Annotated in this window: 24 protein-coding genes; 3 read left to right on the forward strand and 21 right to left on the reverse strand. The window is 68.0% G+C overall.

The window, feature by feature from the left end; genetic code table 11:
• Positions 1-19: 19 nt before the first annotated feature.
• The 12 genes from EFL95_RS11245 to uvrB form a co-directional block, all read right to left on the reverse strand.
• Positions 20-775 (reverse strand): hypothetical protein, encoded by a 756-nt coding sequence (locus EFL95_RS11245; protein WP_123234049.1) that lies wholly within the window; start codon positions 773-775, stop codon positions 20-22.
• Complete coding sequence (locus tag EFL95_RS11250; protein ID WP_123234050.1) at positions 772-1,359, reverse strand: hypothetical protein; 588 nt, start codon at positions 1,357-1,359, stop codon at positions 772-774. Before EFL95_RS11250 ends, EFL95_RS11245 begins: the two co-directional genes overlap by 4 nt.
• Positions 1,356-2,591 (reverse strand): MCE family protein, encoded by a 1,236-nt coding sequence (locus EFL95_RS11255; protein WP_123234051.1) that lies wholly within the window; start codon positions 2,589-2,591, stop codon positions 1,356-1,358. The genes EFL95_RS11250 and EFL95_RS11255 overlap by 4 nt, the downstream gene beginning before the upstream one ends.
• Entirely contained in the window at positions 2,588-3,886 is a 1,299-nt protein-coding gene (locus EFL95_RS11260) for an MCE family protein (RefSeq protein ID WP_123234052.1), read from the reverse strand. The genes EFL95_RS11255 and EFL95_RS11260 overlap by 4 nt, the downstream gene beginning before the upstream one ends.
• Positions 3,883-5,058 carry an MCE family protein gene (locus tag EFL95_RS11265; protein WP_123234053.1) on the reverse strand — a complete coding sequence of 392 codons (1,176 nt, stop codon included), beginning with the start codon at positions 5,056-5,058 and terminating at the stop codon, positions 3,883-3,885. The genes EFL95_RS11260 and EFL95_RS11265 overlap by 4 nt, the downstream gene beginning before the upstream one ends.
• The gene (locus tag EFL95_RS11270; protein ID WP_123234054.1) at positions 5,055-6,053 is read right to left on the reverse strand and encodes an MCE family protein; all 999 of its coding nucleotides are present in this window, start codon (positions 6,051-6,053) and stop codon (positions 5,055-5,057) included. Before EFL95_RS11270 ends, EFL95_RS11265 begins: the two co-directional genes overlap by 4 nt.
• Positions 6,053-7,150, reverse strand: a complete 1,098-nt coding sequence (locus EFL95_RS11275; protein WP_123234055.1) for an MCE family protein — start codon at positions 7,148-7,150, stop codon at positions 6,053-6,055. The genes EFL95_RS11270 and EFL95_RS11275 overlap by 1 nt, the downstream gene beginning before the upstream one ends.
• Positions 7,147-8,268, reverse strand: coding sequence for an MCE family protein (locus EFL95_RS11280; protein WP_123234056.1), 1,122 nt, complete (start codon positions 8,266-8,268; stop codon positions 7,147-7,149). The genes EFL95_RS11275 and EFL95_RS11280 overlap by 4 nt, the downstream gene beginning before the upstream one ends.
• A gap of 6 nt (positions 8,269-8,274) precedes the next feature.
• The gene (locus EFL95_RS11285; protein ID WP_123234057.1) at positions 8,275-9,114 is read right to left on the reverse strand and encodes an ABC transporter permease; all 840 of its coding nucleotides are present in this window, start codon (positions 9,112-9,114) and stop codon (positions 8,275-8,277) included.
• A gap of 3 nt (positions 9,115-9,117) precedes the next feature.
• The gene (locus tag EFL95_RS11290; protein ID WP_123234058.1) at positions 9,118-9,891 is read right to left on the reverse strand and encodes an MlaE family ABC transporter permease; all 774 of its coding nucleotides are present in this window, start codon (positions 9,889-9,891) and stop codon (positions 9,118-9,120) included.
• A gap of 131 nt (positions 9,892-10,022) precedes the next feature.
• A complete protein-coding gene (locus EFL95_RS11295; RefSeq protein WP_123234059.1) occupies positions 10,023-10,547 on the reverse strand; it encodes a DivIVA domain-containing protein in 525 nt (174 codons plus the stop codon).
• Between the two features lie 180 nt (positions 10,548-10,727).
• Positions 10,728-12,836: an excinuclease ABC subunit UvrB gene (gene uvrB, locus EFL95_RS11300; RefSeq protein ID WP_123234060.1), complete on the reverse strand. Its 2,109-nt coding sequence runs from the start codon at positions 12,834-12,836 to the stop codon at positions 10,728-10,730.
• Between the two features lie 123 nt (positions 12,837-12,959).
• Here uvrB and EFL95_RS11305 point away from each other — a divergent pair, with 123 nt between their 5' ends.
• From EFL95_RS11305 to EFL95_RS11315, 3 genes are read left to right on the forward strand one after another with little or no spacing between them, the layout of a single operon-like run.
• Positions 12,960-14,144 (forward strand): phospholipase D-like domain-containing protein, encoded by a 1,185-nt coding sequence (locus tag EFL95_RS11305; protein WP_221176448.1) that lies wholly within the window; start codon positions 12,960-12,962, stop codon positions 14,142-14,144.
• Positions 14,145-14,184: 40 nt separating this feature from the next.
• Complete coding sequence (locus EFL95_RS11310; protein WP_123234061.1) at positions 14,185-15,078, forward strand: SDR family oxidoreductase; 894 nt, start codon at positions 14,185-14,187, stop codon at positions 15,076-15,078.
• Complete coding sequence (locus EFL95_RS11315; protein WP_123234062.1) at positions 15,075-15,611, forward strand: carboxymuconolactone decarboxylase family protein; 537 nt, start codon at positions 15,075-15,077, stop codon at positions 15,609-15,611. Before EFL95_RS11310 ends, EFL95_RS11315 begins: the two co-directional genes overlap by 4 nt.
• 28 nt (positions 15,612-15,639) lie before the next feature.
• Here the strand turns inward: EFL95_RS11315 and EFL95_RS11320 are convergent, their stop codons facing one another.
• From EFL95_RS11320 to EFL95_RS11360, 9 genes are read right to left on the reverse strand one after another with little or no spacing between them, the layout of a single operon-like run.
• Positions 15,640-16,608 (reverse strand): aldo/keto reductase, encoded by a 969-nt coding sequence (locus EFL95_RS11320; RefSeq protein WP_123234063.1) that lies wholly within the window; start codon positions 16,606-16,608, stop codon positions 15,640-15,642.
• Between the two features lie 40 nt (positions 16,609-16,648).
• Positions 16,649-18,403, reverse strand: a complete 1,755-nt coding sequence (locus tag EFL95_RS11325) for a CocE/NonD family hydrolase (RefSeq protein WP_123234064.1) — start codon at positions 18,401-18,403, stop codon at positions 16,649-16,651.
• A 20-nt stretch (positions 18,404-18,423) separates the two neighbouring features.
• Positions 18,424-18,975: a hypothetical protein gene (locus EFL95_RS11330; RefSeq protein ID WP_123234065.1), complete on the reverse strand. Its 552-nt coding sequence runs from the start codon at positions 18,973-18,975 to the stop codon at positions 18,424-18,426.
• A complete protein-coding gene (locus EFL95_RS11335; protein WP_123234066.1) occupies positions 18,968-20,107 on the reverse strand; it encodes an MlaD family protein in 1,140 nt (379 codons plus the stop codon). The genes EFL95_RS11330 and EFL95_RS11335 overlap by 8 nt, the downstream gene beginning before the upstream one ends.
• A complete protein-coding gene (locus EFL95_RS11340) occupies positions 20,104-21,228 on the reverse strand; it encodes an MCE family protein (RefSeq protein ID WP_123234067.1) in 1,125 nt (374 codons plus the stop codon). Before EFL95_RS11340 ends, EFL95_RS11335 begins: the two co-directional genes overlap by 4 nt.
• Positions 21,225-22,283 (reverse strand): MCE family protein, encoded by a 1,059-nt coding sequence (locus EFL95_RS11345; protein ID WP_123234068.1) that lies wholly within the window; start codon positions 22,281-22,283, stop codon positions 21,225-21,227. The genes EFL95_RS11340 and EFL95_RS11345 overlap by 4 nt, the downstream gene beginning before the upstream one ends.
• Positions 22,283-23,254, reverse strand: coding sequence for an MCE family protein (locus tag EFL95_RS11350; RefSeq protein ID WP_183407130.1), 972 nt, complete (start codon positions 23,252-23,254; stop codon positions 22,283-22,285). Before EFL95_RS11350 ends, EFL95_RS11345 begins: the two co-directional genes overlap by 1 nt.
• A complete protein-coding gene (locus tag EFL95_RS11355) occupies positions 23,251-24,267 on the reverse strand; it encodes an MCE family protein (protein ID WP_123234070.1) in 1,017 nt (338 codons plus the stop codon). The genes EFL95_RS11350 and EFL95_RS11355 overlap by 4 nt, the downstream gene beginning before the upstream one ends.
• On the reverse strand, positions 24,264-25,364 hold the full coding sequence (locus EFL95_RS11360) for an MCE family protein (protein ID WP_123234071.1): 1,101 nt from the start codon (positions 25,362-25,364) through the stop codon (positions 24,264-24,266). Before EFL95_RS11360 ends, EFL95_RS11355 begins: the two co-directional genes overlap by 4 nt.
• Positions 25,365-25,369 lie beyond the last annotated feature (5 nt).

Genomic DNA, 25,369 nt, shown 5'->3' on the forward strand with positions numbered 1-25,369 from the left:
TGGAACTTGTTCTAATTTATCAGAACGGGGTCAGCTTGGACACGACCCAATCGCCATCCTTGCGCGTCATCTCCATCAGCACACGGTTCTGGTTCAGCTGCTGGTTCTTCGAGCCGGCCTTCGTGGTGATCGTGTTGACGAAGAGCAGCACCCGCGCAGAGCCCTTCTTGAGCGAGATCAGCGAGGTCGCCTCGACCGAGGCCTTCAACGTCAGCTTGGCGCTGGTGGCCTTCGGGCCGGCGTCCTTCATCACCGCGGCGTACTTCGCGGCGAAGGACGGGGTCAGCACCTCGCGCGCGGCCTTCTCGTCCTCCGCCAGGGTCTTGTACCCGTAGGAGAGGACCGCCTTGGCGTTCGCGGCCGCCGCGCTCATCGCGGCGCTCCGGTACGTCGTCGAGGTCACCTGTCCGTTGCCGGCCGTCTGGAGGTCGTCCGTGCGGGCGCTCCAGACCAGCCCGGCGATCCCCAGCGCGAGCACCAGGCACACCGCGAGCAGGACCTGGGTCACCCGGTCCAGCACCGGGCCGTCCGGCTCGATCTCGAGGGTCGGCGCCGGCAGCAGCGTGATCGGTTCCGGTTCGGCCTCCGGAGCGGGCGGGTTCTCCCGGATGTCATGAGCGCTCCCGGCCGCGGGGAACGCTGCCGGAGCCTCGTTCTCGACCTCCGGGTCCACGGGCAGGTCGGAGTGGCAGTAGCGACACTTGACCGCCGCCGCGCGGATCACCTCGGCGCAGAACGGGCAGACCTTCTCGTCGGGTCCCAGCGTCTCGCTCATGACACGAACTGCAGATCGTTGAGGAGCCAGCGTCCGCCGACCTTGGTGAAGTTGAGCTGGAAGCGGTAGTAGCGCTTGTCGTCGACCTTCTGGTGCTTGGCCTTCGCCTTCTGCATCGCCAGGTTGGTGACCGTGCTGTCGGCAGCGACGAAGACCACGGCCGCGTCGGCGTCCTGGTCGGTGATGCCGATGTACTTGATCGATCCGGAGGACACGGCCTGGCCCTGGCGCGCCGCGGCCGTCAGGTTCACGCTGGTGTCGCTGTACTGCTTCTTGAACGTGCCGGTCGACAGGTCGAGCACCTTCTTCACCCGCGGGTCCATGTCCCGGTAGTCCACGTCGAGGAACGCGAGCGTCGCCTTGCGGGCCGCCGCGGTGACAGCGTCCTCGCGATCCGCCGCGCGGGTCGCCTCGGCGCGACCGTGGTTCAGCGACTCGGGGTGCACGATGCGCAGGCCGGCGACGGTGAGGAACGCGATCGCGAGCACACCGGTGAGCACGGCCACCACGAGCCGCGTGCTCACCGCGCCCAGCGCGGTGCGGCCGCGGTTCGGAGCCGCGGCTGACTGGTCCGTGTCTGTCATGGGTTCCCGTAGGTACCCAGCAGCATCGACTGCCAGGAGTTGTCGCCGAACACCGTGTGCCTCCCCATGGTCAGGTTCTCGTTCACCCGACCTGTGCTCGCATCGTACGGGGCGACCCTGTTGGCGTTCCCGATGACACTCGAGGGCTGCGGCGCGTACTTCGAGCCGCGCATGTTGTACGGCGCACCGGACAGGCACTTGGCGTTGTACGTCGGGGTGTCGGCCAGGTCGGTCGCGGGACGCCAGTCCTTCGGCGGCAGGTAGCCGTCCGTGCAGGCGGGGACGTCGTAGTTGAGCTGCAGGTTGATGTGCCCGTACCCGTCCCCCGGCGTACCGGTGAAGCCCGAGGAGATGACTGCCGGGAAGGTGACCAGGGTCTGCTCGAGCGCGTTCAACCGGGCGGTGACCACCTGGTTGACGGTGACCAGGTTGCCGATGAAGGCCGGCAGCGTCGGCTGGAGCCCCTGGAGCAGCGAGTTGATCTCCTGCACCGCCGGGGTCCCGCCCTGGATGATCGTGCGCAGGTCCTTGTCGGAGTCCTTGAGCGTGCCGGTCAGGTCGGCCAGGTTGGTCGCGATCGAGCGAATGTTGCCGGCGTTGGCCTGTTGGGTCGCCAACACCGTCCGACCGGACTCGAGCAGCTGGATGGTCTCGGCCTGGTTCGCCTTGGCGGCCGCGACCAGCTTCGAGCCCGAGTCGACCATCCGGCGCAGCGGGTCGGCGGTGCCGTCGAACATCGTGCCGAGCTCGGAGGTCACCGTGGCCAGGTCGGTCTGGTTGAGGGAGGAGACCAGGCCGTTGATCTTGACCAGCAGGTCGTCGGTCGACTGCGGCAGGCTCGCGTCGGTGCCGTGGAACACCGTCGACGTCGTGGCGTACGGCCCGGACTTCGTCCTCGGCTCGAAGTCCAGGTACTGCTCCCCGACGGCCGAGAGGTTGTGCACGTAGAACGGCGAGCCCACCGGGATCTTGGTGCCCTCCTTGAGCGCAAGGGCGACCCGTACGCCGGAGGGAGTCACGTCCATGCCGGACACCTGGCCGACCTTCACCCCGCGGTAGGTCACCTCGCTGCCGACGAAGAGACCGCCTGAGGTCGGCAGGTCCGCGTGCACGCTCAGGCCCCGGCCGGTGACCTTGTCGACCAGCCCGAGGTAGTTGGCCGCCACGTAGACGATGCCGACCGCGCTGAGCACCAGGAAGGCGATCAGCCGGGTCTTGATGCCGCGGGTCATCCCCGACCACCTCCCAGCAGGCTCGCCAGACCGCCCAGCAGTCCGCCGGAGCCCGAGCCGGACTTCGGCTTCGAGCCCGAGGAGCTCGGGCCACCCAGGATGCCGTTGAGCAGCTTGCCGATCGCGTTGTTCTTGTTGCCGGTCGCACCGGGACCGGTGCCCGGGCACAGCGGGCTGGTCGGGAGCAGCGAGCACAGCTGGGTCAGCAGCGAGTCGTTCAGCGTCTTGCAGATCGCCGCGGCCGGGGTGGCCATGCAGATCTGGACCGGGTTCGGGATGTTCGAGCTGTCCCCCACCCCGCCGCTGCCGAGCAGCTTGGACAGGTCGAAGTCGACCGCGAAGAGGGCGTTCGCGTAGTCACCCTGGGCAAGGTCAGCTGCCTCCTTCGGGAACGGGAAGCTGGCCATCAGGCTCAGCCCCCGCGGCAGCGAGTTGCCAGCGTCCGCCAGCTCGCGCAGCGGCGGCGCGAGGTGTCGCAGCGTGGCGACGACGTCGTCCTTGCTGTTCTTGAGCACCTTGGTGCCGACCACGCCGAGCTTGTCGAGCTCGCGCAGCATCTTCACCAGCGAGGCGTGCTGGCCGTTGAGCACCTTCAGCGCGGGACCGAGCGCGTCGATGGCCGCGCCGACCGCCTTGCTCTCCTTGTTCAGGGTGACCGCGAGGTGGTCGACGGCCTGCATCGCGTTGAGGATCGAGGCCTTCTGGTCGTCGAGCGCGCCGACCAGGCTGGTGATCTGGGTGAGCACGCCGCGGGCGTCGTCGGTGCGGCCGTTGAGCATCTTGTTGATCTCGACCGAGATGGTCCGCAGCTGCTGGACGCCGCCGCCGGAGAGCACGAAGGACAGCGCGCCGAGGACCTCCTCGACCTCCGGGTTCCGGCCGGTCCGCGAGAGCGGGATGTTGTCGCCGTCGGCGAGCCGCCCGGTGGCGCCCTTCTCCGGCGGCAGCAGCGCGACGTACTTCTCACCGAGCAGGCTGGTCTGGCGGATCTCCGCGACGGTGTTGGCGGGCAGGTCGAGGTTCTTGCGGATCTTGAGGGTGACCTTCGCGTGCCAGCCCTCGCGATCGACCTGGTCGACCTGACCGACCGGGACGTCGTCGACCATCACCGCGGTCCGCGGGACCACGTTGAGCGCGTCGGTGAACTCGGCCGTCACGGTGATCGCGTCACCGTTGCTGACCGCCTTGCCCCCGGGCAGCGGCAGGTCGTAGGCGCCGTCGAACCGGCAGGAGCTCAGCGCGAGCGCCAGTCCGAGAACGGCAACGACGATGGTCAGGAACCTGCGGATGCTCATTTGCTGCCTCCCAGGAGTCCCTGGAGGCCGTTCGACGGCGCACTCGCGGACACGTTGAAGCCCGGCAGCTGGATCCCGGCGCCGATGTCGGTGCCGTGCGCGGCCAGCGGGGCCAGCAGCTTCTCCAGCACCTGGCAGGCCAGCTGCGAGTTCTTCACACCGGCGTTGACGACCACGTCGCAGAGCACGTTGCCCAGGCTCTGTGCCGTCGGGCCGAACTGGACGCGCGACCCGATCGAGCCGGTCTTCACGTCGTACGCGAGCGTGAGGTTGCCCAGACCGAGCGGCGCGAGCTGGAGCGCGGTTGCGAGCGAGTCCTTCTCCTTGGCCAGCGCGCCGAGCGCGCCGGTCAGGTTCCGCACGTTCGTGGTCAGCGCCTGCTTGTTGTCGTGCACGAAGGTCCGGACCGTGGTGACCACCCGGGCGAGCGACGCCAGCGCCTGGCGCAGGTCGTCGCGCTCCCCCGCGAGCTGCGAGGAGACGCCCGCCAGGTCGCCGATGAACTGCTGGACGAACGCGTCGTTGGTGGCGAGCACCTCGGTCAGCTGGGACAGCTGGCGCACCGAGCTGAACAGCGCCCCGCTGTTGTCGCCGAAGGCCTGGATCGCCTGGGACATGCTCAGCAGCGTCTTGTTGGCCAGTGCGCCCTGCCCGCGCAGCGCGTTCGCCCCCGAGTGCAGCACCGAGGCGAGCGCGCCGTGGACGTTGGCGTCGTTCGGGCCGAGAGCCTCGGACAGGTTCGCGAGGCTCTTGTAGATCCGGTCGAGCTCCACCGGCGTACCGGTCTTGTCGAGCGGGATGTCGGCACCGGACTTCATCACCGCTCCCCCGGTGTACGCCGGGGCGAGCTGGACGAACCGGTCGGCGACCAAGGTCGGGGTCACGATCGCGGCCTTGGCGGACGCGGGCAGCTGGTAGTGGCTGTCGTAGGTCATCTCGACCCGGACGCTGTCGCCCTCGGGGACGACCGCGGTGACGGTGCCGATCCGAACGCCCATCAGGCGGACCTCGGAGCCCTTGTAGACGGCCACGGCTCGGGAGAAGTGCGCGGTCACCTTCTTGTCGTCGCTGCCGCCGACGAAGATCAGGAAGGTCGCCGCGACGAGCAGGACGGCCACCGTGACGGCCAGGACCTTCCCGCTCAGGCGGTCGAGGAGCGCGTTGGCATTCACTGCGCACCTCCCGTCGACTCAGGCCGGGCACCCGGCTGGAACTCCCCGGAGACCAGGCCGACCAGGTTCGGCACGTAGGCGTCGAACCACGGCCCCGTACCGATCACGTTGATCAGGATCGAGGCGTACGGCCCCAGGTTGTGGATCGTCTTCTGCAGCGAGGCCTCGCGCTTCCTCAGCAGCGTGGTGACCTGGGTCAGGTCGGCCAGCACCGGCCCGATCTGCTTCTCGTTGTCCTTCACGATCCCGGACAGCGCCACCGAGAGCCGGCGCGCGTTGACCAGCAGCGTGTGGATGGCGTTCTTCCGCTCGCGGAGCTCGGTGAAGACCTGGTCACCCTGCTTCATCAGCGTGACGAGGTCGCCCTTGCGGTCGGCCAGCAGCTTGGTGATCGAGTCCGCGTGCTTGAGCAGGGCCGCCAGGTCGTCGTCCCGGGACGCGATCGTCTGGGAGAGCCGCGAGATCCCGGTGAAGGACTCGTGCACCTGCGGCGCGGCGGCGTCGATGGTGCCGGAGAGGGTGTTCAGAGCCGCGGCGAGCTGCTGGGTGTTGAGCTTCTCGGTCGTCGTCGTCAGCTGGCTCAGCGTGGAGACGATGTCGTACGACGCGTGCGTGCGGCTGAGCGGGATCGTCGATCCGCCCTTCATCGTCCCGGTGCCGTCGGGCGTCAGGTTGAGGAACTTGCTGCCGAGCAGGTTGAGCACCTCCACGGATGCCTTGGTGCTGGTGCCGAACTTCGCCCCGTGCACGTCGAAGTTCACCGTCACGTGGTCGCCGTGGATGGTGATGCTGTTGACCCGGCCCACCCGGACCCCCGCGATCTGCACCATGTCGCCGCGGGACAGCCCGGAGGCGTCGGTGAAGTTCGCGTGGTACCCGGTACCGCGGAAGCCCGGGAACTTCTGCAGGTTGAAGGCGGCTGCCATCACGAGCAGCAGCACGATCAGGGAGACCGATCCGAGCCGCAGGATCGAGGAGCTGGAGTGGCGCGCCATTACGAGCACCTCTCCGCGGTGCTGTGGAACTGCAACGTCTTGGTCAGCTCGGCCGAGATCTGGTCGAGCAGCGGCTGGGTCAGGTTCGGGATGCCCAGCGTTGAGAGGTCGAGCTTCGGCAGCACGATCTTCCCGCTGAAGTCGCAGAGGTAGTAGTTGTACCAGGACCCGTAGGTGCCGATCCGGGCCTGCTTGCGGAACAGCTCGGGAAGCCGGTCGAGCGCCTCGTTGACGATCGCCTGGTTCTCCGGCTTGGCGAGGATCTTGGCGACCCGGCCGAGCTGCTTCACGTCCTCCTTGAGGTACGGACGGCCCTGGACCAGCAGGTCGGCGAGCTGCTGGGTGAGACTGCTGAAGTTGGTCAGCGAGGCGCCGATCGTCTTCCGGTCGTCGGACAGGTTGCCCAGCCAGCCCTTCAGCTGGACGACCAGGTCGTCGAGCTGCTGGTGGTGGGCGTCGACCGTGCCGAGCATCTGGGAGAGGTTGGTGATCACGTCACCGATCAGCTCGTCCCGGTCGGCCAGGGTGTTGGTCAGCGACGCGGTCCGCGAGAGCAGCTGGCTGATGGTGCCGCCCTCGCCCTGGAGGACCTTCACCAGGTTCATCGAGAGGTCGTTGATCTGCTCGGGGTCCAGGGCGCTGAACAGCGGCTGGAACCCGTTGAAGAGCGCGGTCAGGTCCAGCGCCGGCGTCGTCTGGTCCATCGGGATGGTGCCGCCCTTGGCCAGGCGCGGCGCTCCCGGGTCGCCCTGCGAGATCGACATGTACCGGTCGCCGACCAGGTTGAGGAACCGGATGTCGGCGTGGCTCTTGGTGGTGAGCGGCACGTCGGACTTCACCGCGAACGTGACCATGGCCCGGCTGCGGTCGTAGATCTTCACGTTCTTGACCGAGCCGACCGTGACGCCGGCGATCCGGACGTCGTCGCCCTTGCTGATCAGGCTGGCGCTCTTGAAAACCGCCTTGTACTGGGTCGTCGACCCGAAGCCGAAGTGACCCATGATCATCGCGAGCATCGTCGTGACGACGATCGAGACCAGGGTGAAGATCCCGAGCTTGACCGCGGCGACGGTGGTCGCGGTGTTCCGGGCGCTCATCGGAGGTCCTCCGAGTTGCTTCCGTCGGGCAGCTTCACGTTGCCGGCGGGCACGGGCGGGTTCGGCAGGCCGAGGCACCACGGGCCGTGGCCGGTGCCGGCGTACTGGGGAGCGTCGGCCGCCGTGTACGCCGGTCGCTGGATCGCGTCGAACGACATCTTCTGGCGCACCCGGTTGCCGCGGAAGATCTGGGCGAGGCGGCCGGTGTACCTGTCGATGCCCTGGAACAGGCAGGTGTACTCCGGCGAGTAGGTGTCCAGCAGCGTCACCAGCGGGCGGGCCAGGTGCGACTCGGTGACGATGGCGTCGCCGTTGGTGTCCAGGATGTTGGTCCCGGTGATGGCGAGCTGGGTGGTCGCCGTGATGAAGCCCTTCAGGTCGTCCTTCGTGTCGACCAGGGTGCGCGCCGTCGTGGTCGCGTTGGTGAGCAGCCTGACGATGTCGGGCGCGGCAAGGGAGTACGTCTTGCTCACGCTGGCCAGCAGCTCGAGGTCCTTGCGCACGGTCGGCAGGTGCACGTTCACCGCGGCGAGGTAGGTGTTCAGGTCGCTGATCGTCTGGCCGAGCTTCTCGCCACGGCCCTCGAGCGCGGTCGACAGCGCGTAGAGCGTGGTGTTCAGGTCGGCGGGCCGGATGGAGCGCAGCAGCGGGAACAGCGTCGCGAGGATCTGCTGGAGCTCGACGTTCGTGGTCACCCGCGAGGCCGGGATGACCGAGCCGTTGTGGAGGGTCGATCCGGACGGTTCCTTCGGGTCGATCAGCGCCACGTACTTCTGGCCGAACAGCGTGGTCGGGCGGATCTCCACCGAGACGTTGCTCGGGATCTTCTTGGCCTGGCTCGGCTTCAGGCCGATCTTGATGACGGCTTCCTTGCCGTCCTGCTTGATCGAGCGGACCTGGCCGATCAGCACGCCGTGCAGCCGGACGTCCCCGAACTTCGACAGCTGCAGACCGGCGCGGTCCGCCTTGACGGTCACGGTCGTCACCGGCGTGAAGACCTTCTGGTAGATCGCGATCGACAGGCCGATGAGCACCACGACCGCGGTCATGTACGCGATGCCGGCGACCAGCAGCCGACGGTGCTCGGCCGGGGTGTCGTGCTCGATGTTCACCAACATGCCCGGCTACCCCGTGATCCGGACCGTGGTGGTGGAGCCCCAGATCGCGAAGCTCAGGAAGAAGTCAGCGACGACGACGGTCACGATCGACGTACGGATCGCGCGGCCCACGGCCATGCCGACACCTGCCGGGCCGCCCGAGGCGGTGTAGCCGTAGTAGCAGTGGATCAGGATGATCGCGATCGCCAGCACGATCAGCTTCAGGAACGACCAGAGCATGTCGATGGGCGGCAGGAACTGGATGAAGTAGTGGTCGTAGGTTCCGACCGACTGGTGGTAGACGAGCGTGGTGATCAGCCGTGGTGACAGGTACGAGGAGCAGAGCGCCACGATGTAGAGCGGGATCACCGCGATGAACGCGGCGATCATCCGGGTCGTCACCAGGAACGGCAGCGACGGGATGCCCATCACCTCGAGAGCGTCGATCTCCTCCGAGATCCGCATCGCACCCAGCCGGGCCGTGTAGCCGCAGCCGACGGTGGCGGCGAGCGCGATCGAGGAGACCAGCGGCGCCACCTCACGGGTGTTGAAGTACGCCGAGATGAAGGCGGTGAACTTGGCGACGCCGAGCTGGCTGAGCGAGGCGTAGCCCTGCATGCCGACCTCGGTGCCCGCGAAGAACGCGAGGAACGCGATCACGCCGGCCGAGCCCGCGATCAGGGTGAGGCCGCCGGCGCCGAAGGCGACCTCGGCCAGCGTGTTCAGGATCTCGCGCTTGTAGCGCCGCACCGCGCGTGGCGTCCACGCCAGAGCCTTGGCGTAGAACAGCAGCTGGTCGCCGCGCTCCTCGATCCGGCTGCGCTGCTCCTTGAGCATCGCTGCCGCGATCCCTGCCACCTGTGCCATGCCTCAGACCCCGTTCTGCGGGATCAGCTGGAAGGAGATGGCCGTGACGATCGAGTTCAGCGAGAACAGGATCATGAACGCGATGATCACCGACTCGTTGACCGCACGGCCGACGCCGCTGGGGCCGCCGCCGGCGTTGAGGCCCTTGTAGGCGCCCACGATCGCCGCCATGTAGCCGAACAGCAGCGCCTTGATCATCGCGATCCAGAGATCCGAGAGCGAGGCCAGCGCGGTGAACGAGGACAGGAACGCGCCGGCGGAGCCGCCCTGGACGATCACGGTGAAGAAGTAGCCGCCGCCGATGCCGGCCGCGATCACGATGCCGTTGATCATCAGGGCGACGAAGACCGTCGCGAGCACGCGCGGCACCACCAGGCGCTCGATCGGATCGACGCCGAGGACCTCCATGGCGTCGATCTCCTCGCGGATCTTGCGGGCACCCATGTCCGAGCAGATGGCCGAACCGGCGGCTCCGGCGATGATCAGGGCCGCAGCGATCGGGGCCGCCTCGCGGACGACCGCGAGGACCGCGCTGGCGCCGGCGAAGGACTGGGCGCCGAGCTGACCGGTCAAGTTGCCGACCTGGAGCGAGATGACCGCGCCGAACGGGATCGAGATCAGGATCGTCGGCATCAGCGTGACGCTGGTGATGAACCAGGCCTGCTCGATGAACTCGCGCAGCTGGAACTTGCTGGTGAAGACGGCTTTGGTGACGTCCACGACCATGGCGGCGATCTCACCGGGTCCGCGAACGATGGAGGCAACCGAAAGCGCCACCCGTTACACCTCCCTGGTCCCTCAACCGTCCCTGCAGACAACGAGAATCAAATCTAGAACTTGTTCTCATCTGTGGCAAATGCCCGTCCACAGGTCGTCTTTTCAACGAGTTTGTCCAGAATTGGTGACGCTCACCGCCCGGCGAGGTTGCGCAGGGCCTGGTCGACGTCCTCAGGGCGGTAGACCTGCTGGAACTTCTTGCGCGAGAACGTGGCGCTGTCGATCAGCGGCAGCAGTGAACGCTCCTCCAGCGCCGCGCGGACGAGCTCGTCGAACAGCTCGTCGACCTCGGTGATCGGATATCCCTCCCGGAAGGTCGAGGTCCGGAACTTCGAGTCCCGGATGCGCGCGACCAGCTCGCGCGCGGTCGGGCTGGCTGCTGCCTCACGCGCAGCGCTCTCCCCCGCCACCGGGGTCAGGCCGGCCATCTTCGCCAGGAACGCGTCGACCTCGCCCATGTCGTAGCCCTCCCGCATCCGCACGGGCGTGAACTTCGCGCCGGCGACGATCGGGGCGAACGCGTGGCCCTCGCGCGCAGCCTGGACCAGGCGGTCGAGCAGGTCGTCGACCTCGCCCATGTCGTAGCCCTCGCGGAGCCGGACCGGCGTGAACCGCATGCGATCGATGCGACGGATGACGTCGTCGGAGTCGGCCATGGCGTCAGGCTCTCATCTCCGGAGCCGATGACTGAACTTCGCCGGGGCGTGCGGCCGCAAGGCGGAGGAGGGAAGAAGGCCCCACCCCCGGCACTCACGGCGACGTGGGCAGGCTGCCGTTCATGACAGCGAAGCGGCCGTCGACCGACGACAACGCGGCGGACGCTCCGCCGGCGAAGTTCAGCGGGTTGCTTCCATCATCTGGCGCAACTCCTTCTTCAGGTCCGAGATCTCGTCGCGCAGCCGGGCGGCGACCTCGAACTGGAGCTCGCCAGCAGCGGCGTGCATCTGCTCGGTCAGCTGCTGGACCAGCTCGGCCAGATCAGCCGACGGCAGGCCGGCCAGATCCCGGTTGGTCTCCTTCATCTTCGACAGACCCGGGACCGGCGCCTTCTTGGTCTTGGCGTCCATCCCGCCCCAGGTCGCGAGCAGCTCCTCGGTGTTCTCGTCCTCGCGGGCGAGCATCTCGGTGATGTCGGCGATCTTCTTGCGCAGCGGCGTCGGGTCGATCCCGTGCTCGGTGTTGTACGCGACCTGGATCGCCCGGCGGCGGTTGGTCTCGTCGATCGCCTTCTCCATCGAGGGCGTGATCTTGTCGGCGTACATGAACACCTGGCCAGAGACGTTGCGGGCGGCGCGCCCGATCGTCTGGATCAGCGACTTGTCCGAGCGCAGGAAGCCTTCCTTGTCGGCGTCCAGGATCGCCACGAGCGACACCTCGGGGAGGTCGAGGCCCTCGCGCAGCAGGTTGATGCCGACGAGGACGTCGTACAGGCCGAGTCGCAGGTCGCGCAGCAGCTCGATCCGCTTGAGGGTGTCGACCTCGGAGTGCAGGTACCGGGTCCGGATGCCGTTCTCGAGCAGGTAGTCGGTGAGGTCCTCGGACATCTTCTTGGTCAGGGTGGTGACCAGGACCCGCTCGTTCTTCTCGGTGCGGGCCTTGATCTCCCCGATCAGGTCGTCGATCTGGCCCTTGGTCGGGCGGATGATGACCTCGGGGTCGACCAGACCGGTCGGACGGATGATCTGCTGGACCGCGTTCTCGGCCCCGCCGCCCTTGGCCAGCTCGTAGTCGCCCGGGGTCGCGGAGAGGTAGATGGCCTGACCGATCCGGTCGAGGAACTCCTCCCAGCGCAGCGGTCGGTTGTCCATCGCGCTCGGCAGCCGGAAGCCGTGGTCGACCAGGTTCCGCTTGCGGGACATGTCGCCCTCGTACATGCCGCCGATCTGGGGCACCGCGACATGGGACTCGTCGACGACCAGGACGAAGTCCTCCGGGAAGTAGTCGAGCAGGCAGTTCGGGGCACTCCCTCTGGTCCGGCCGTCGATGTGCATCGAGTAGTTCTCGATGCCGGCGCAGGACCCGACCTGGCGCATCATCTCCACGTCGTAGGAGGTGCGCATCCGGAGCCGCTGGGCTTCCAGCAGCTTGCCCTGGCGCTCGAACTGCGCGAGCTGGTCCTCGAGCTCGGCCTCTATGCCCTTGATCGCGCGCTCCATCCGCTCCGGACCCGCGACGTAGTGGGTGGCCGGGAAGACGTAGAGCTCGTGGTCGTCGGTGATGACCTCGCCGGTCACCGGGTGCAGCGTCATCAGCCGCTCGATCTCGTCGCCGAAGAACTCGACCCGGACCGCGTGCTCCTCGTAGACCGGGAAGATCTCGAGGGTGTCACCACGGACCCGGAAGGTGCCCCGGGTGAACGACAGGTCGTTGCGGGTGTACTGGATCTCGACGAGCCGGCGCAGCACGCCGTCGCGGTCGAGCTCGTCACCGACCTTCAGGCGCAGCATCCGATCGACGTACTCCTGCGGGGTGCCGAGGCCGTAGATGCAGGAGACCGTCGAGACCACGATCACGTCGCGCCGGGTCAGCAGCGAGTTCGTCGCCGAGTGCCGCAGCCGCTCGACCTCCTCGTTGATCGAGGAGTCCTTCTCGATGTAGGTGTCCGTCTGCGGGACGTACGCCTCGGGCTGGTAGTAGTCGTAGTAGCTGACGAAGTACTCGACCGCGTTGTTCGGCATCAGCTGCCGCAGCTCGTTGGCGAACTGCGCGGCCAGCGTCTTGTTGGGCTGCATCACCAGGATCGGGCGCTGCAGCCGCTCGGCGACCCAGGCCACCGTGGCGGTCTTGCCGGTACCCGTGGCTCCCAGCAGGACGACGTCCTTCACGCCCCCGGTGATGCGCTCATCGATCTCGTCGATGGCAGCCGGCTGGTCGCCCGCAGGCTGGTAGTCCGAGATGACCTGGAACGGGGCCACCCGGCGCTCGAGATCGGTCACGGGACGCATAGGACGAGCCTACGGGGGCCCACCGACAAGGACAGATAGGTTTCTCCCGTGAGGAGACCAGCGAGCATCGCGTTGTTCGCGGGCCGGGAGATCTGGCCCGTGGTCCGACGCACCCTGCTCACGATCCTCGGGGTCCAGATCGTCCTCGCCCTCAGCCTGACCCTGGTCGACTCCTGGCGCCGTCGCGGCAAGAAGCCGCAGCCGTTCACCACGCTGCCCCCGCAGGACGTGAAGATCGGTGACGGCACCGTGACGACGTACACGTTCGGCCAGGACCTGTACGACGACATGCTGGCCGCGATCGCCGACGCCCGTCAGATGGTGCTCTTCGAGACCTACATCTGGAAGGGCGACGAGATGGGCGAGCGCTTCAAGCAGGCGCTCACCGAGGCGGCCGACCGCGGCGTCGAGGTCTACGCGATCTACGACGCCTTCGCGAACATCGTCGTCGACCCCCGCTTCAAGGTCTTCTCCCGGGTCCTGCGGGTGCTGAAGTACCCCGTCTACAACGCCGGCTGGCGGTTCTTCGACCTGCGCCGCTACGGACGCGACCACCGCAAGGTGCTGGTCGTCGACGACGACGTCGCCTTCGTCGGCGGCTACAACATCGGCACCCCGTACGCCACCGAGTGGCGCGACACCCACGTGCGGATCACCGGCCCGGCCGTGTGGGACCTGAAGCGTTCCTTCGCCGACTTCTGGAACGACCACCGCGACGGCCGCCGCCCGCTGCTGCTGGAGACCACCGACGCCGAGTGGGAGCCCCGGATCCGGCTGCACCGCAACCTGCCGCGGCAGTGGATGTTCCCGATCCGCGCGATGTACCTCGAGGCCATCAACCGCGCGCGCCGCAACATCTGGATGACGCACGCGTACTTCATCCCCGACCAGGACTTCGTCGACGCGCTGATCGCAGCCGCCCGCCGCGGGGTCGACGTGAAGATCCTGGTTCCCCGCACCTCCAACCACGTCGTCGCCGACTGGATCTCCCGCGGCTACTTCGGACAGCTCCTCGACGCCGGCGTGCGCATCCACCGCTTCGAGGGCGCGATGGTGCACGCCAAGACCGCGACCATCGACGGCAAGTGGTCCACCGTCGGCACCGCGAACATCGACCGGCTCAGCATGCAGGGCAACTACGAGATCAACGTCGAGTTCATCGACCCCGGGATGGCCGAGGTGATGGAGGACATCTTCCGCACCGACCTGGAGCAGTGCTCGACCCTGGCCCCGCGGGACTGGAACGCCCGCGGTGTGCACCGGCGCTTCACCGAGGCGGTGCTGAACCCGCTGCGCCACCTCCTGTAGGAGGATCCCCCGGCCCGCTCGAGTCGCTAGATTCAGGCGCATGTTCCGTCACCCATTCCGGGCCCCCGTCCGCGACCTGCGCGGCAAGAACGTCTTCCTCACCGGCGCCGCGAGCGGCATCGGCCGTGCCGTCGCCGTGCGCGCCGGGCGCGAGGGCGCCGTGCTGTTCCTCACCGACGTGAACCAGCCGGGCCTGATCGAGGTCGTCAACGAGATCACCGAGGCCGGTGGCGAGGTCGCGTACGCCGCCCCGGTCGACGTCGCCGACCACGACGCCGTGCGCGCGATGGCCGCCGAGATCACCGCCGACCACGGCTCGATGGACGTCGTCATGAACATCGCCGGCATCGCCTCGTGGGGCACGATCTCCGCGATGCCGCACAGCACCTGGCAGAAGGTCGTCGACATCAACCTGATGGGCCCGATCTCGGTGCTGGAGTACCTGGTCCCGCCGATGATCGAGGCCGGTCGCGGCGGGCACGTCGTCAACGTGTCCTCGGCCGCCGGCATCATCGGGATGCCCTGGCACGCTGCCTACTCGGCCAGCAAGTTCGGCCTGCGCGGTGTCTCCGAGGTGCTCCGCTTCGACCTCGCGCGACACGGGATCGGCGTGAGCCTGGTCTGCCCCGGAGGCGTCGACACCGGTCTGACAGAGACGGTGAACATCGCCGGCGTCGACAACCACAGCCCGCAGTTCCGCAAGCTCCAGGCCCGGTTCAAGAAGCGCGCAGTCACCCCGGAGCAGGCCGCCTCCTCGATCATGTGGGGCATCCGCAAGAACAAGTACTGGGTCTACACCTCCCCCGACATCCGGGTCGCGCACCTGGCCCAGCGCTACTTCCCGCCGGGCTACGTCGCCGCGATGAAGATCATGAACACCGTCGCGAACAAGGCCCTGCCCGACGTCGGCCGCGCCGTCCGGAACGACGCGTGAGCGCCCGGATCGCGCCGGGCGGCGTGCGCGAGCTCGGCCCGTTCATCTGGGGCTTCTCCCGGATCGCCGGCCGCGCCACCGGCACGAATCCCCCGGCGATCTTCACCACGCTGGGCCGCGGCAAGGGTCTGTTCTGGGGATGGTTGCACTTCGCCGGAAAGCTGATGCCCGGCGGCAAGCTCCCGCGGCGCGAGACCGAGATGGTCATCCTCCGCGTCGCCGCACTGCGCGCGTGCGACTACGAGTTCACCCACCACGTGCGTCTCGGCCGGCGGGCCGGCGTCACGGCTGAGGACGTCGAGCGCATCAAGATCGGCTCCACCGCCGAGGGCTGGAAGGGCCACGAGCAGCTGCTGATGCGCGTCGCCGAGGAGCTGATCGGCACCAAGGACCTCACCGACGCCACCTGGGCCGACGTACGGGCCGTGTACGACGAGCGCACCGCGATCGAGCTGCTGCTGCTCATCGGCCACTACGACATGCTCGCCACCACGCTGATGACGCTGCGGTTGGAGCCCGACGTCTCCCGCTGACCGCTCGACGTGATGCGCCGCGCTGGATCTAGTTGAAGCCGCTCGGCAGGCGCGGCGTGTACGGCGCCTCCAGTGCCTCGATCTCGTCAGCAGACAGCTCGAGCTCGACCGCAGCGACCGCGTCCGCCAGGTGGTGCTCCTTGGTCGGACCGACGATCGGGGCTGCGACCACCGGGTTCTGGAGCATCCAGGCCAACGCGACCTGGGCCATCGGGACTCCCCTGCCCTCGGCGATCTTCTGGACCGCTTCGACGATCGGCTGGTTCTCGTCCCCGACGTACCGCTGGCCCATCGCGTCGTTCTCCGACCGGAGCGTGTCGGTGCCCCAGGGCCGGGCGAGACGTCCCTTGGCCAGCGGGCTCCACGGCAGCGAGCCGACGCCCTGGTCAGCGAGGAGCCCGAACATCTCGCGCTCCTCCTCGCGCTGGAGCAGGCTGTACTGGTCCTGCATCGAGATGAACCGGGTCCAGCCGTTGAGGTCAGCGGCGTGCTGCATCGAGGCGAACTGCCAGGCCCACATCGACGAGGCACCCAGGTAGCGGGCCTTGCCGGCCTTCACCACGTCGTGCAGCGCTTCCATCGTCTCCTCGACCGGGGTGTTCGGGTCGAAGCGGTGGATCTGGTACAGGTCGACGTAGTCAGTACCGAGGCGCTTCAGCGAGGCGTCGATCTGCTCCATGATCGCCTTGCGCGACAGGCCACCACCGCCGGGACCCTCGTGCATAGGGAAGAACACCTTGGTGGCCAGGACGATCTCGTCGCGCTTGGTGTACTCCTTCAGCGCGCGGCCGACGATCTCCTCCGAGGAGCCCAGGCTGTAGATGTTCGCGGTGTCCCAGAAGGTGACGCCGAGCTCGAGCGCCTGCCGAAAGATCGGCTGCGCCGCGTCCTCGTCGAGCATCCAGGGCGCGTTGTGGGGCGGTCCGCCGAAGCTCATGCACCCGAGGGCGATGCGACTGACGTTGAGTCCTGAGTTACCGAGACGGGTGTACTCCATGACGCCACTCTGCCTCGCCCGTGGTTGCCGGTCGACACCTTTACGGCAGCGCGGCCGCCAGGCTGGAGCCCGGAGCGGTCGGGAACATCAGGCGGGAGCCGCTGCCCCCACCGATGGTGACCGTGTTCAGCGACGGCAGCGTCGGGAAGGACAGCGCGGACTGCCCGACCAGCGAGAGCTGGATCCGGTGGCCGGCCTCGAACCGGTTCGCGATCGGCCAGAACTCCACGTGGTAGTTCCGTGCCTGGAGCGGGAGTGCGAGCGAGGTGTGGCTGTAGTCGCCGTACGGCTGCACGAGCTGGCCGCCGGCGTACAGCGACTTGGTCGGGATGATGTCCGGGAACGCGGTGTTGAGGCGACCGACGGCCATCGGCTTGGACTCACCGTTCGGCGCGACGTCGGAGATCACCGCCCAGATCTGCGTCGACGGCAATGTGCTGGACAGCTTGAGGTCCAGCGTCGCGGGGCCGACCGCGGTCACGGCGGACTGCAGCGCGCCGGTCGTGTAGGTCAGTCCGGTGAGGTTGGTCAGGTTCATGTCGCTGAGCGCCGGGATGAAGTCGGTGAGCTTGTTCAGCGGCCCGCCGTCGCCACCGGCCACGGTCGCGATCGTGTTCGGGTCGGTCGCGAGCGGGAACGACGTGGCTGCCGGGTAGGCCTGGAGGCTGGGCAGCAGGTCCGGAGCTCCGCGGGTCAGCGTGCCGTTGTTCAGGGACGCGACGCCCTTGGCCTTGGTCTTCGACAGGCTCAGCGAGGTCCAGGTCGTCCCGGGCAGCGGCCAGTCGGACCCGGTGAGGTGCACGAACTGGCCCTCGGACAGCGCCTCGCGGCTGCCGTCCGCCGCCAGGATCTCGACCCGGGGCTCGTTCTGGACGCCGTTGTCGATGCCGCGGACGTAGTGGTCGAACCACTGGTTGATCGCGCCCAGGCCGTAGTCGGTGCCGCGCGGGGCGCCGTCGTGGGCACCGGTAACCAGCAACCGGGTGTCGATGCCCTGGTCGCGAAAGTACTGGAACGCCTGGTAGTCACCGCGCGGTTCGACGTCGAAGGTGCCGTCGAGCATGAGCACCGGGAAGTGGTTCACGTTGCCGCGGAAGCCGCGCTGGACCCAGTAGTCGTCGAGTGTCGGGTTCAGCAGACCGGCATCGAACCCGGCGGTCACCAGCCCGATGATCACGTCGAGGGCCGAGGACGGGTTCCGGGTCATGCGCTCCTGGCCCTGCGCGAGCGCCGGTGCACCGATCGCACCGAGGACGGCGAGGCCGGGCACCGAGTTCGGGATGCCGCCCGGGACGAGCAGGTCGCGGTAGAGCTCGAACGTTCCCGAGCGCAGCACCGCCGCCTTCACGCACGGCAGCTCCTGGTGCATCGAGTTGAAGATGACGATCGAGCTCGCCGAGAAGCCGGCGATGGCCAGCGCGCCGTTGCTCCACGGCTGCTGGCAGGCCCAGCGCAGCACGTCGACGACGTCCTGCTGAGCCTTCGGCCCGAGCACGTCGAAGGAGCCGTCGCTGTCGCCGGTACCGCGGTCCTGGACGGCCAGGAAGTTGTAGTCCGAGGAGAACGAGTACGTCGCCCCGGACTCGCCGTACGGGGTGAACTCGACGACCGTCGGGCGTGGGGTGTCGACGCCGGCAGTCGTCAGGGTCGCAGCCAGGCTGGTGCCGTCGGAGGTGGTGACGCGGAGCTTCTGGTCACCGGTGGCAGCGCTGCCCGAGCTCATCGGGAGCAGGGCGGCGGTCAGGCTCACCCCGGCGGCGACAAGACCGGCGAGCGTACGACGGGTGCTGAGCATGGTGCCTCCAGGAGCTGCGGTCAGCCGTTGTTCGACAGACTGCTGATGTTGACCTCGTCGACCAGCCACCGACCGCCCTGGCGCACCATCTTCATGGTCACCCGCGGCTGGTCCAGGCCCTTCTGCGGACCGGTCGAGCCGCTTCCGGGGTTGCTGATCGTCTGGTCGACGAAGAGCAGCACGGTCACGTGGTCGGCGTCCTTCACGATGGGCGCGGAGTCGACCACCGTCCCGTTGGCCTTCGCCTTGAGCTGGACGACCAGCTTCTTGATCGGCGCGCTGACCTCGGCGTACTGCTTGCGGAACTTCGCGGTGCCTGCGTCGTCGACCCAGGCGAAGTCCTTGTTCACGGATTTGTAGTCGTAGGTGGTCATCTCGACCACGGCGACCCGGGCGGCCTTGTTCGCGGCCTTGCCGGCCGCAGCCAGGCGGACCGCCTGGTCCTCCCCCTTCGAACCGCCGGTCTGCCAGAGCAGGGTCACGACGAGCAGGGCGACCAGACTCATCAGCAGCAACGAGCCGAGTCCGGTCACGACGAGCTGGAGCCGGTCCTTGCGGTCGGCCTCACTCATCGACGGGTCCGGGCGCGTGGGCCGCGCCGCGCTGCAGGTTCGGCGCGTTGCTCGGGCAGTGCCCGGTGGTGACCAGCGGACGACGCTGCGGGTTGGTCGGCTCGCGCATCGGGGTGCTGTAGCGGCACACGGTCGGTCGCTGCGGGATGCCCTCGATCTGCACGATGCCGTTCTTGATCGCCCGCGGGATCACGCTCAGGCCTCCGGGGTACTCGGCCAGGATCACGCCGAGGTGCGGGGCGTAGCTGCGGAAGAGGTTCGAGACCAGGACCGCCGTGCTCAGGAACTTCGGCAGGTACCCGTCCATGTCGTCGAGCAGCTGCTGGAGCTCCTCGACGTGCTGCGGAGCGGTCTCGAGCGTGGTGCGCAGCTCAGGGTCGTAGTTCTTCAGGAACGCCGCGAACTCCTTGGCCGAGCTCGCCAACGTCCGGATGTCGTCGGCCTTCTCGGTCCCGATCGAGAGCACGGTGTTGCCGTTGTTGATCAGCCGCTCCGTCTCGGGCCAGAGCTCGTCGAGCTGGGCGAGCAGCTGGGAACCCTGGTCGACCAGCTTGCCGATCTCCTCGCCGGTCCCGGCCAGACCGGTGCTGAGCTCGGTGAGCAGAGTGTGCAGCTGGCGGGCATCGATCTGATCCAGGAGCTTGTTCACGCTGATGACCGTCGAGGCCAGCGTCTTGGGCAGGTCGGTGGACGTGGCCGGGATGACCGAACCGTCGTGGAGGAACGGGCCCTTCGACGTCTTCGGCTGGAAGTCGAGGTACTGCTCACCGACCGGCGAGAGGCTGCGGACCTTGACCACCGAGTTTGCCGGGATCTTGTCCGAGGACGTGATCACGACCTTCGCCTCGACGCCGTCGTCGGTCAGCTTGATCTGGTGGACCTTGCCGACCTTCACGCCACGGTAGGTCACCGACGAGCCCTCGAAGAGGCCGCCGGTCGAGGTCAGCTCGACCCGGATGGTCTTGGTGCCGCGCAGGATCGGGGTGTCCAGGACGTTGTTGAACAAGTACGCCAACGTCACCATCAGCACGACGATGACGCCGATGAGGCTCATCCAGAGCCGGTCAGCGAGGATCCCGCGCAGGTTGTGCAGCGGCCGGACCGATGCGACCGAGTCGCCTCCGTAGCTCATCGGGCACCTCCCAGCAGTGCGGTGAGACTGACCGGTGAGCTCGATCCGCTCGGCGCCTTGGGCTTGCCGGCCAGGCCGGTGAGGCCGCCGAGCAGACCGCCGGTGCCGTTGCCGTTGGTCCCGGTGCTGCCACCGCCGCCCGGTCCGAGCAGGTTGGGCAGGTTCAGGCCGGCGAAGTTGATGCCGAGCTTGAGGCTCAGGTAGTCACCGGGGGTGACGCCGTTCAGGGTGTTGCTGACGTCGACCAGCGCCCGCAGCGACGGGCCGAGCAACGCGGTGTTGTTCAGGAACTCCTGGAGGACCGGCGAGACCTCGCGGACCATCTGCAGGATCTGCGTCCGGGTCTTGACCACGACGTCGTTCGCGGTGCCGGAGAACTCGGCGAGCTTGGCCAGCAGCGCGGTGAAGTCGGGCGTGTTCTCCCGCAGGACAGCAGCCGCCGGCTGGATGTCCTTCAGCGCCTCGCGGATGATGGCGCGGTTCTGGTTCGCGATCTTGGAGACCGCTGCCAGTGCCCGCAGCGCCCGGTCGATGTCGCCGGTGGTCGCGTCGGCACCGTCGAGGAAGGTGTTGGCCCGGACCAGCAGCTCGCGCACCGTGTCCTCGCGGCCCCCGAGCGCCTCGTTGAGCTGGTCGGTCACGGTCTGGAGCTGGTTGAGCCCGCCGCCGTTGACGAGCAGCGACGCCGACGACAGCGCGTCCTCGACCGTCGGCGCCGTGGTCGACTTCTTCGGGTCCAGGCTGCCGCCGTCCTTGACCAGGGCACCGTCGGCGGGGTTGGTGACGTCGACGAAGAGCTCGCCGAGCGGGGTCGTGTAGCGCAGCCGGGCCGAGGCGTCCTGGCGGACCTTGGCAGACCGACGGACCTCGAGTGTGGCGATGGCCTTGAAGTCAGCCGTGGTCACCGAGCGGACCTTGCCCTCGTTGACGCCGTTGACCTTCACCTGGGCGCCCTGGGCGAGGTTGAGGGCCTCGTCGAAACGCACCTTGATCGTGATGGTGTCGCCGCTGACGCCGTTGCCGGGCAGCGGCAGGTCGGCCATGGTCGGTCCGCAGCCGGTGACCAGAGCGATCCCGACCAGGCCCGTGAGTGCGGCGAGCAGCCGCTTCCGGGCGCTCATCCCAGTCCCAGCAGTGCGAGGAGGTTGTTCAGGTTCAGCAGCGACGGTCCGAAGGCCGCACACATCTGGTTCGACTGCGGCGTGCTGCAGAGCGTGTTCACGATGCTCGCGACACCCGGCAGGATCACCGTCGGGTCCACCCGGACCTCGAGCTTGTCGCCGTGCAGGATCCCCTCGAGGTTCTGCAGCGCGACCGGCATCACTCGCAGGGTCTCGGTCAGCTGGTCCTTCTTGCTCATCAGGGTGTTCATCACCGAGACGCTCTGGTTGAGCGCCTGGACCAGCTGCTGGCGGTTGGTGTGGGCGAAGTCGGCGACCAGCGTGATCGCCTCTTGCAGCGAGACCAGCGTCGAGCGGAAGTTCTGCCGCTCATCGGCGAGCAGCTTGCTGGCCTGGCTGACCGAGCCGATGAAGTCCTTCACCAGCTGCTGGTTGTCCGCGATCGCGGTCGTCAGCGCGTCGAGCGACTTCACCGTCGAGGAGATGTTCTCGCGCTGGTTGGAGATGGTGTCCACGGCGCTGCCGAGCGAGGTGATCGCCTCGTTGAACTCCTCGCCCTTGCCGTTCACCGCGCGCGAGCCGGAGAGCAGGATCCGCTTGATTGCGTCCTTGGTCTCCTTCGAGCCGGAGATGCCGGTGGCGAAGGTGTTCAGCGCCGCGAGCACGTCGTCGAAGTCGACCGGCGTACGGGTCTTCTCGGTGTCGATGACCGCGCCGTCGTGCATCTTCGGACCGGAGTGGTAGACCGGCGTCAGCTCGACGTACCGGTCCGTGGCGACCGACCGGGCGACCACGACGGCGCCGGCGTCCGCCGGGACTGCCTGGCCCTTGTCGATCTCCATCGTGACCCGGACGTGGTCCCCGTCGGGCTTGATCGAGGTCACCGTGCCGACCGGGACGCCGAGGATGCCGACGTCGTTGCCGACGAACAGACCTGCGGAGTCCTTCATCAGGGCGGTGATCTTCATCTTGCCGCCGAGCGACGGCACGCCGGTGCAGCCGCTCACGCCGAAGAACACGGCGAGCACCAGGAGGACGCTGAGGATCTTCTTCATCAGCAGTCTCCCGAGGTGCGGCAGCGGACGTCGTCCGGCGGGATCGCGGAACCGTTGACGAACAGGTCGCCCCAGGGGCCGTTGCCGGTGGCGTTGGCGACGTAGCGGACAGCAGGCGCGACGTTGTCGAGCAGGTCCTTGAGCACCTTGTCCTGGCTGCGCAGGGTGGAGAGGACCTGGTTGAGCTTCCGGAACGCCGGGCCGAGGTCTGCCTGGGTGTCGTCGATGATGCCGGCCAGGTTCTGCGCGAGCGCGGTGGTCTCGGTGAGCAGCGTGTGGATCGCCGCGCGACGGCTGTTGATCTCGTTCAGCACCAGGGTCGACTGCTTCATCAGGTCGACGATGTCGACGCTGCTGGCGCCGAGCTGGTCGGTGATCTTGCGCGCTGCGTTGAACAGCTCGGCGGTCTGGGTGCTCCGCGCGGTGACCGCCTCGGACAGCCGGGCCACGCCGTTCAGCGCCGGCCCGAGTCCTTCGGTGGTGGCGTCGAGGGTCTTGCTGGCCTCGGTCAGCGCCTTGGCGAGCAGCAGCGGGTCGAGCTTCTGCAGCGTTCCGGTGCCCTTCTCCAGCACGTCCTGGAGGTTGTAGGGCACCGACGTGCGCGAGAGCGGGATCCGGGAGATCTCGCCGCTGCCGAGCGGCTTCACGTCGAGGTAGTGGGTGCCGAGGAGCGTGGCGACCTTCACCGCGGCGGTCGTCTTGCTCCCCAGCCGCACGTCCTTGCTGACGGTGAAGGTGACCTTCACCTGGTCACCGTCGAGCTTGATGCCCTTGATCTGCCCGACCGGTACGCCGTGCACCTTGACGTCCTCGCTGACCCGCAGCCCGGCGGTCTGGGCGAGGATCGCGGTGTAGGACTTCTTGCCGAACGGGATCACCGAGATGCCGACGACGACGAGGCCGAGGAGCGCGCCGATCAGGATGGCGACGAGGCCGATCTTGAACGGGTCACGGGCGGCGAGCGGCTTCACTTGCACACCTCCGACCACGGTCCGTTGCTGGACCCGTTGAGGTTCAGCTGCGCGGCGCCGACCCCGACGGTGATCGAGCAGAAGTACAGGTTCACGGCGTTCTGGTAGCTCGACGCGCGACCGAGGGCGGCGAGCGCCTGACCGAAGGAGCCGAGGGCGTCGACGAACGGCTGCCGGTTGGCGAGGAACAGCTTCATGGTCGCGTTGAACTTCTTCACGGCCTCGACGGTCGGCGTACGGGCGTCGGTGAGCAGCTGGGCGGTGGACTGGATCAGCTCGCTCATCCCGTCGATGGAGGCGCCGATCGACTTGCGGTCGGCGGCGAGGCCGGTCATCAGCGCCTTCAGCTCGACCACGCTGCTGCGCAGCTCGGTGCCCTGGCCGGCCATGTCGGTGAGCACCGGGGTCAGGTTGTCCAGGACCTCGCCGACGATCTGGTCACGGTCGGCCAGGAAGTTGGTGAGCTTCGCCGTGCGTTGGAGCAGGCTCTCCACCGTGCCGCCCTCGCCCTGCAGGACGCGGACCACGGACTCGGCCAGCTGGTTCACGTCGTCGGGGCGCAGCGCCTCGAACAGCGGGCGGAAGCCGTTGAGCAGCTCGGTCAGGTCGAACCCGGGGTTCGTGCGGTTCAACGGCACCGTCGAGCCCGCGGTCATCGCCGGCCCGTGCTTGGGTCCCTGGACCATCGCGAGGTACCGCTGGCCGAGCAGGTTCTGGTAGCGCATCACGAGGGTGGTCGTGGTCAGCAGCTTCTGGCGCTTGACCAGGTTGAAGTCGACCTCAGCGCCTTCCTTGGTGATCTTCACGCTCTGGACGCGGCCGACGCGGACGCCGGCGACGCGGATGTCGTCGCCGCTGCGCAGGCCCGAGACGTCACTGAACTCGGCCTTGTAGTGGACGGTCTCGCCGGACAGGCCGTGCAGCATCGTGTTCACCAGCAGGTAGCCGAGCAGCACGGCGACCAGCGCGAACAGGCTGAACTTGACCAGGATGGCCTTGAACCCGGCGATCATCGGGAGCCTCCCGAGAGCATCCGGCTGACGCCGACCCGACCCGCACCGGTGCAGTTGTCACCACGGGCCGCACCGAACCGCGGGCAGTCGGCCCGGGTGTAGTACGGCGGCACGTCGAGGTTGAACGTCGTCACCGAGTTCAGGAAGCCGTCGTGCAGCACTGTCTTGAGCTTGTCGTCGAGGAGCTTGTTCGTCAGGAACGCCTCGGTGATGCCGGCGTGCCGGTTCGCGTACACGACGTCGAGCAGCCGGGCCGAGTTGTCGATGAACCGGATCAGGTCGGCGGAGTTCGCCTTCACGAAGGTGTTCGCCTGCGTGGTCAGCGTGAGTCCTCCGGAGATCAGGGTGGCGAGCGAGGCCTTCTCGTCGACGATCGTGCGCGCCGTCACCAGCGCGTCGTTGGTGGCCTGGAAGAGGTCCGGCGCGACCTGCTGGGCGAGCTCGAGGTTCTCGGCGAGCTTGCGGACGTCGTCGCGGATCAGCGGCATCTTCGGGTTGAGCTTGGCCAGGTAGGCGTTGGCCACGTCGATCGTCTTGCCGAGCTTGATGCCCCGACCGTCGAGTGCCTGCGCGGCGGAGCCGATCGCCGAGGCAAGCTCGGCCGGGCCGACGGCCTTGACGAGCGAGTCGATGTCGTCGAGGGCCTGCTGGAGCTCGAGGGTCCCCTGGGTCTTGTCCGCCGGGATCACCGCTCCGGCCCTCAACCCCTTCTTGGCCGCCACGCTCCCCTTCGGCGGCACCAGGTCGACGAACGACGTACCGAAGACCGTGGCCGGGAGGATCCGGGCGACCACGTTGGCCGGCACCATGTCCAGGTCGTTCTGCGAGATCAGGATGTTCACCCGAACGCCGCCGTCCGCACCCGGCCCGATGCCGGTGACGCGGCCGACGATGACGCCACGGACCTTCACGTCGGCGCCCTTGGCGAGCGAACCGCCGGCGTCGCGAAGCTCCGCGGAGACGTGCTTGGGGCCGCCGAGGCTCCCGGTCGACTTCATGAACAGGAGCGTGAGGGCGATCGCGAGCACGACGAGAGCCGCCAACCCGCGGACTGCGAGATCGCGGCGGGTCAGCTCCTTGCGGACGGCCTGGGCCACTCAGA

Origin of the sequence: Nocardioides marmorisolisilvae, from assembly GCF_003725775.1 — a bacterium.
Lineage (GTDB): Bacteria > Actinomycetota > Actinomycetes > Propionibacteriales > Nocardioidaceae > Marmoricola > Marmoricola marmorisolisilvae.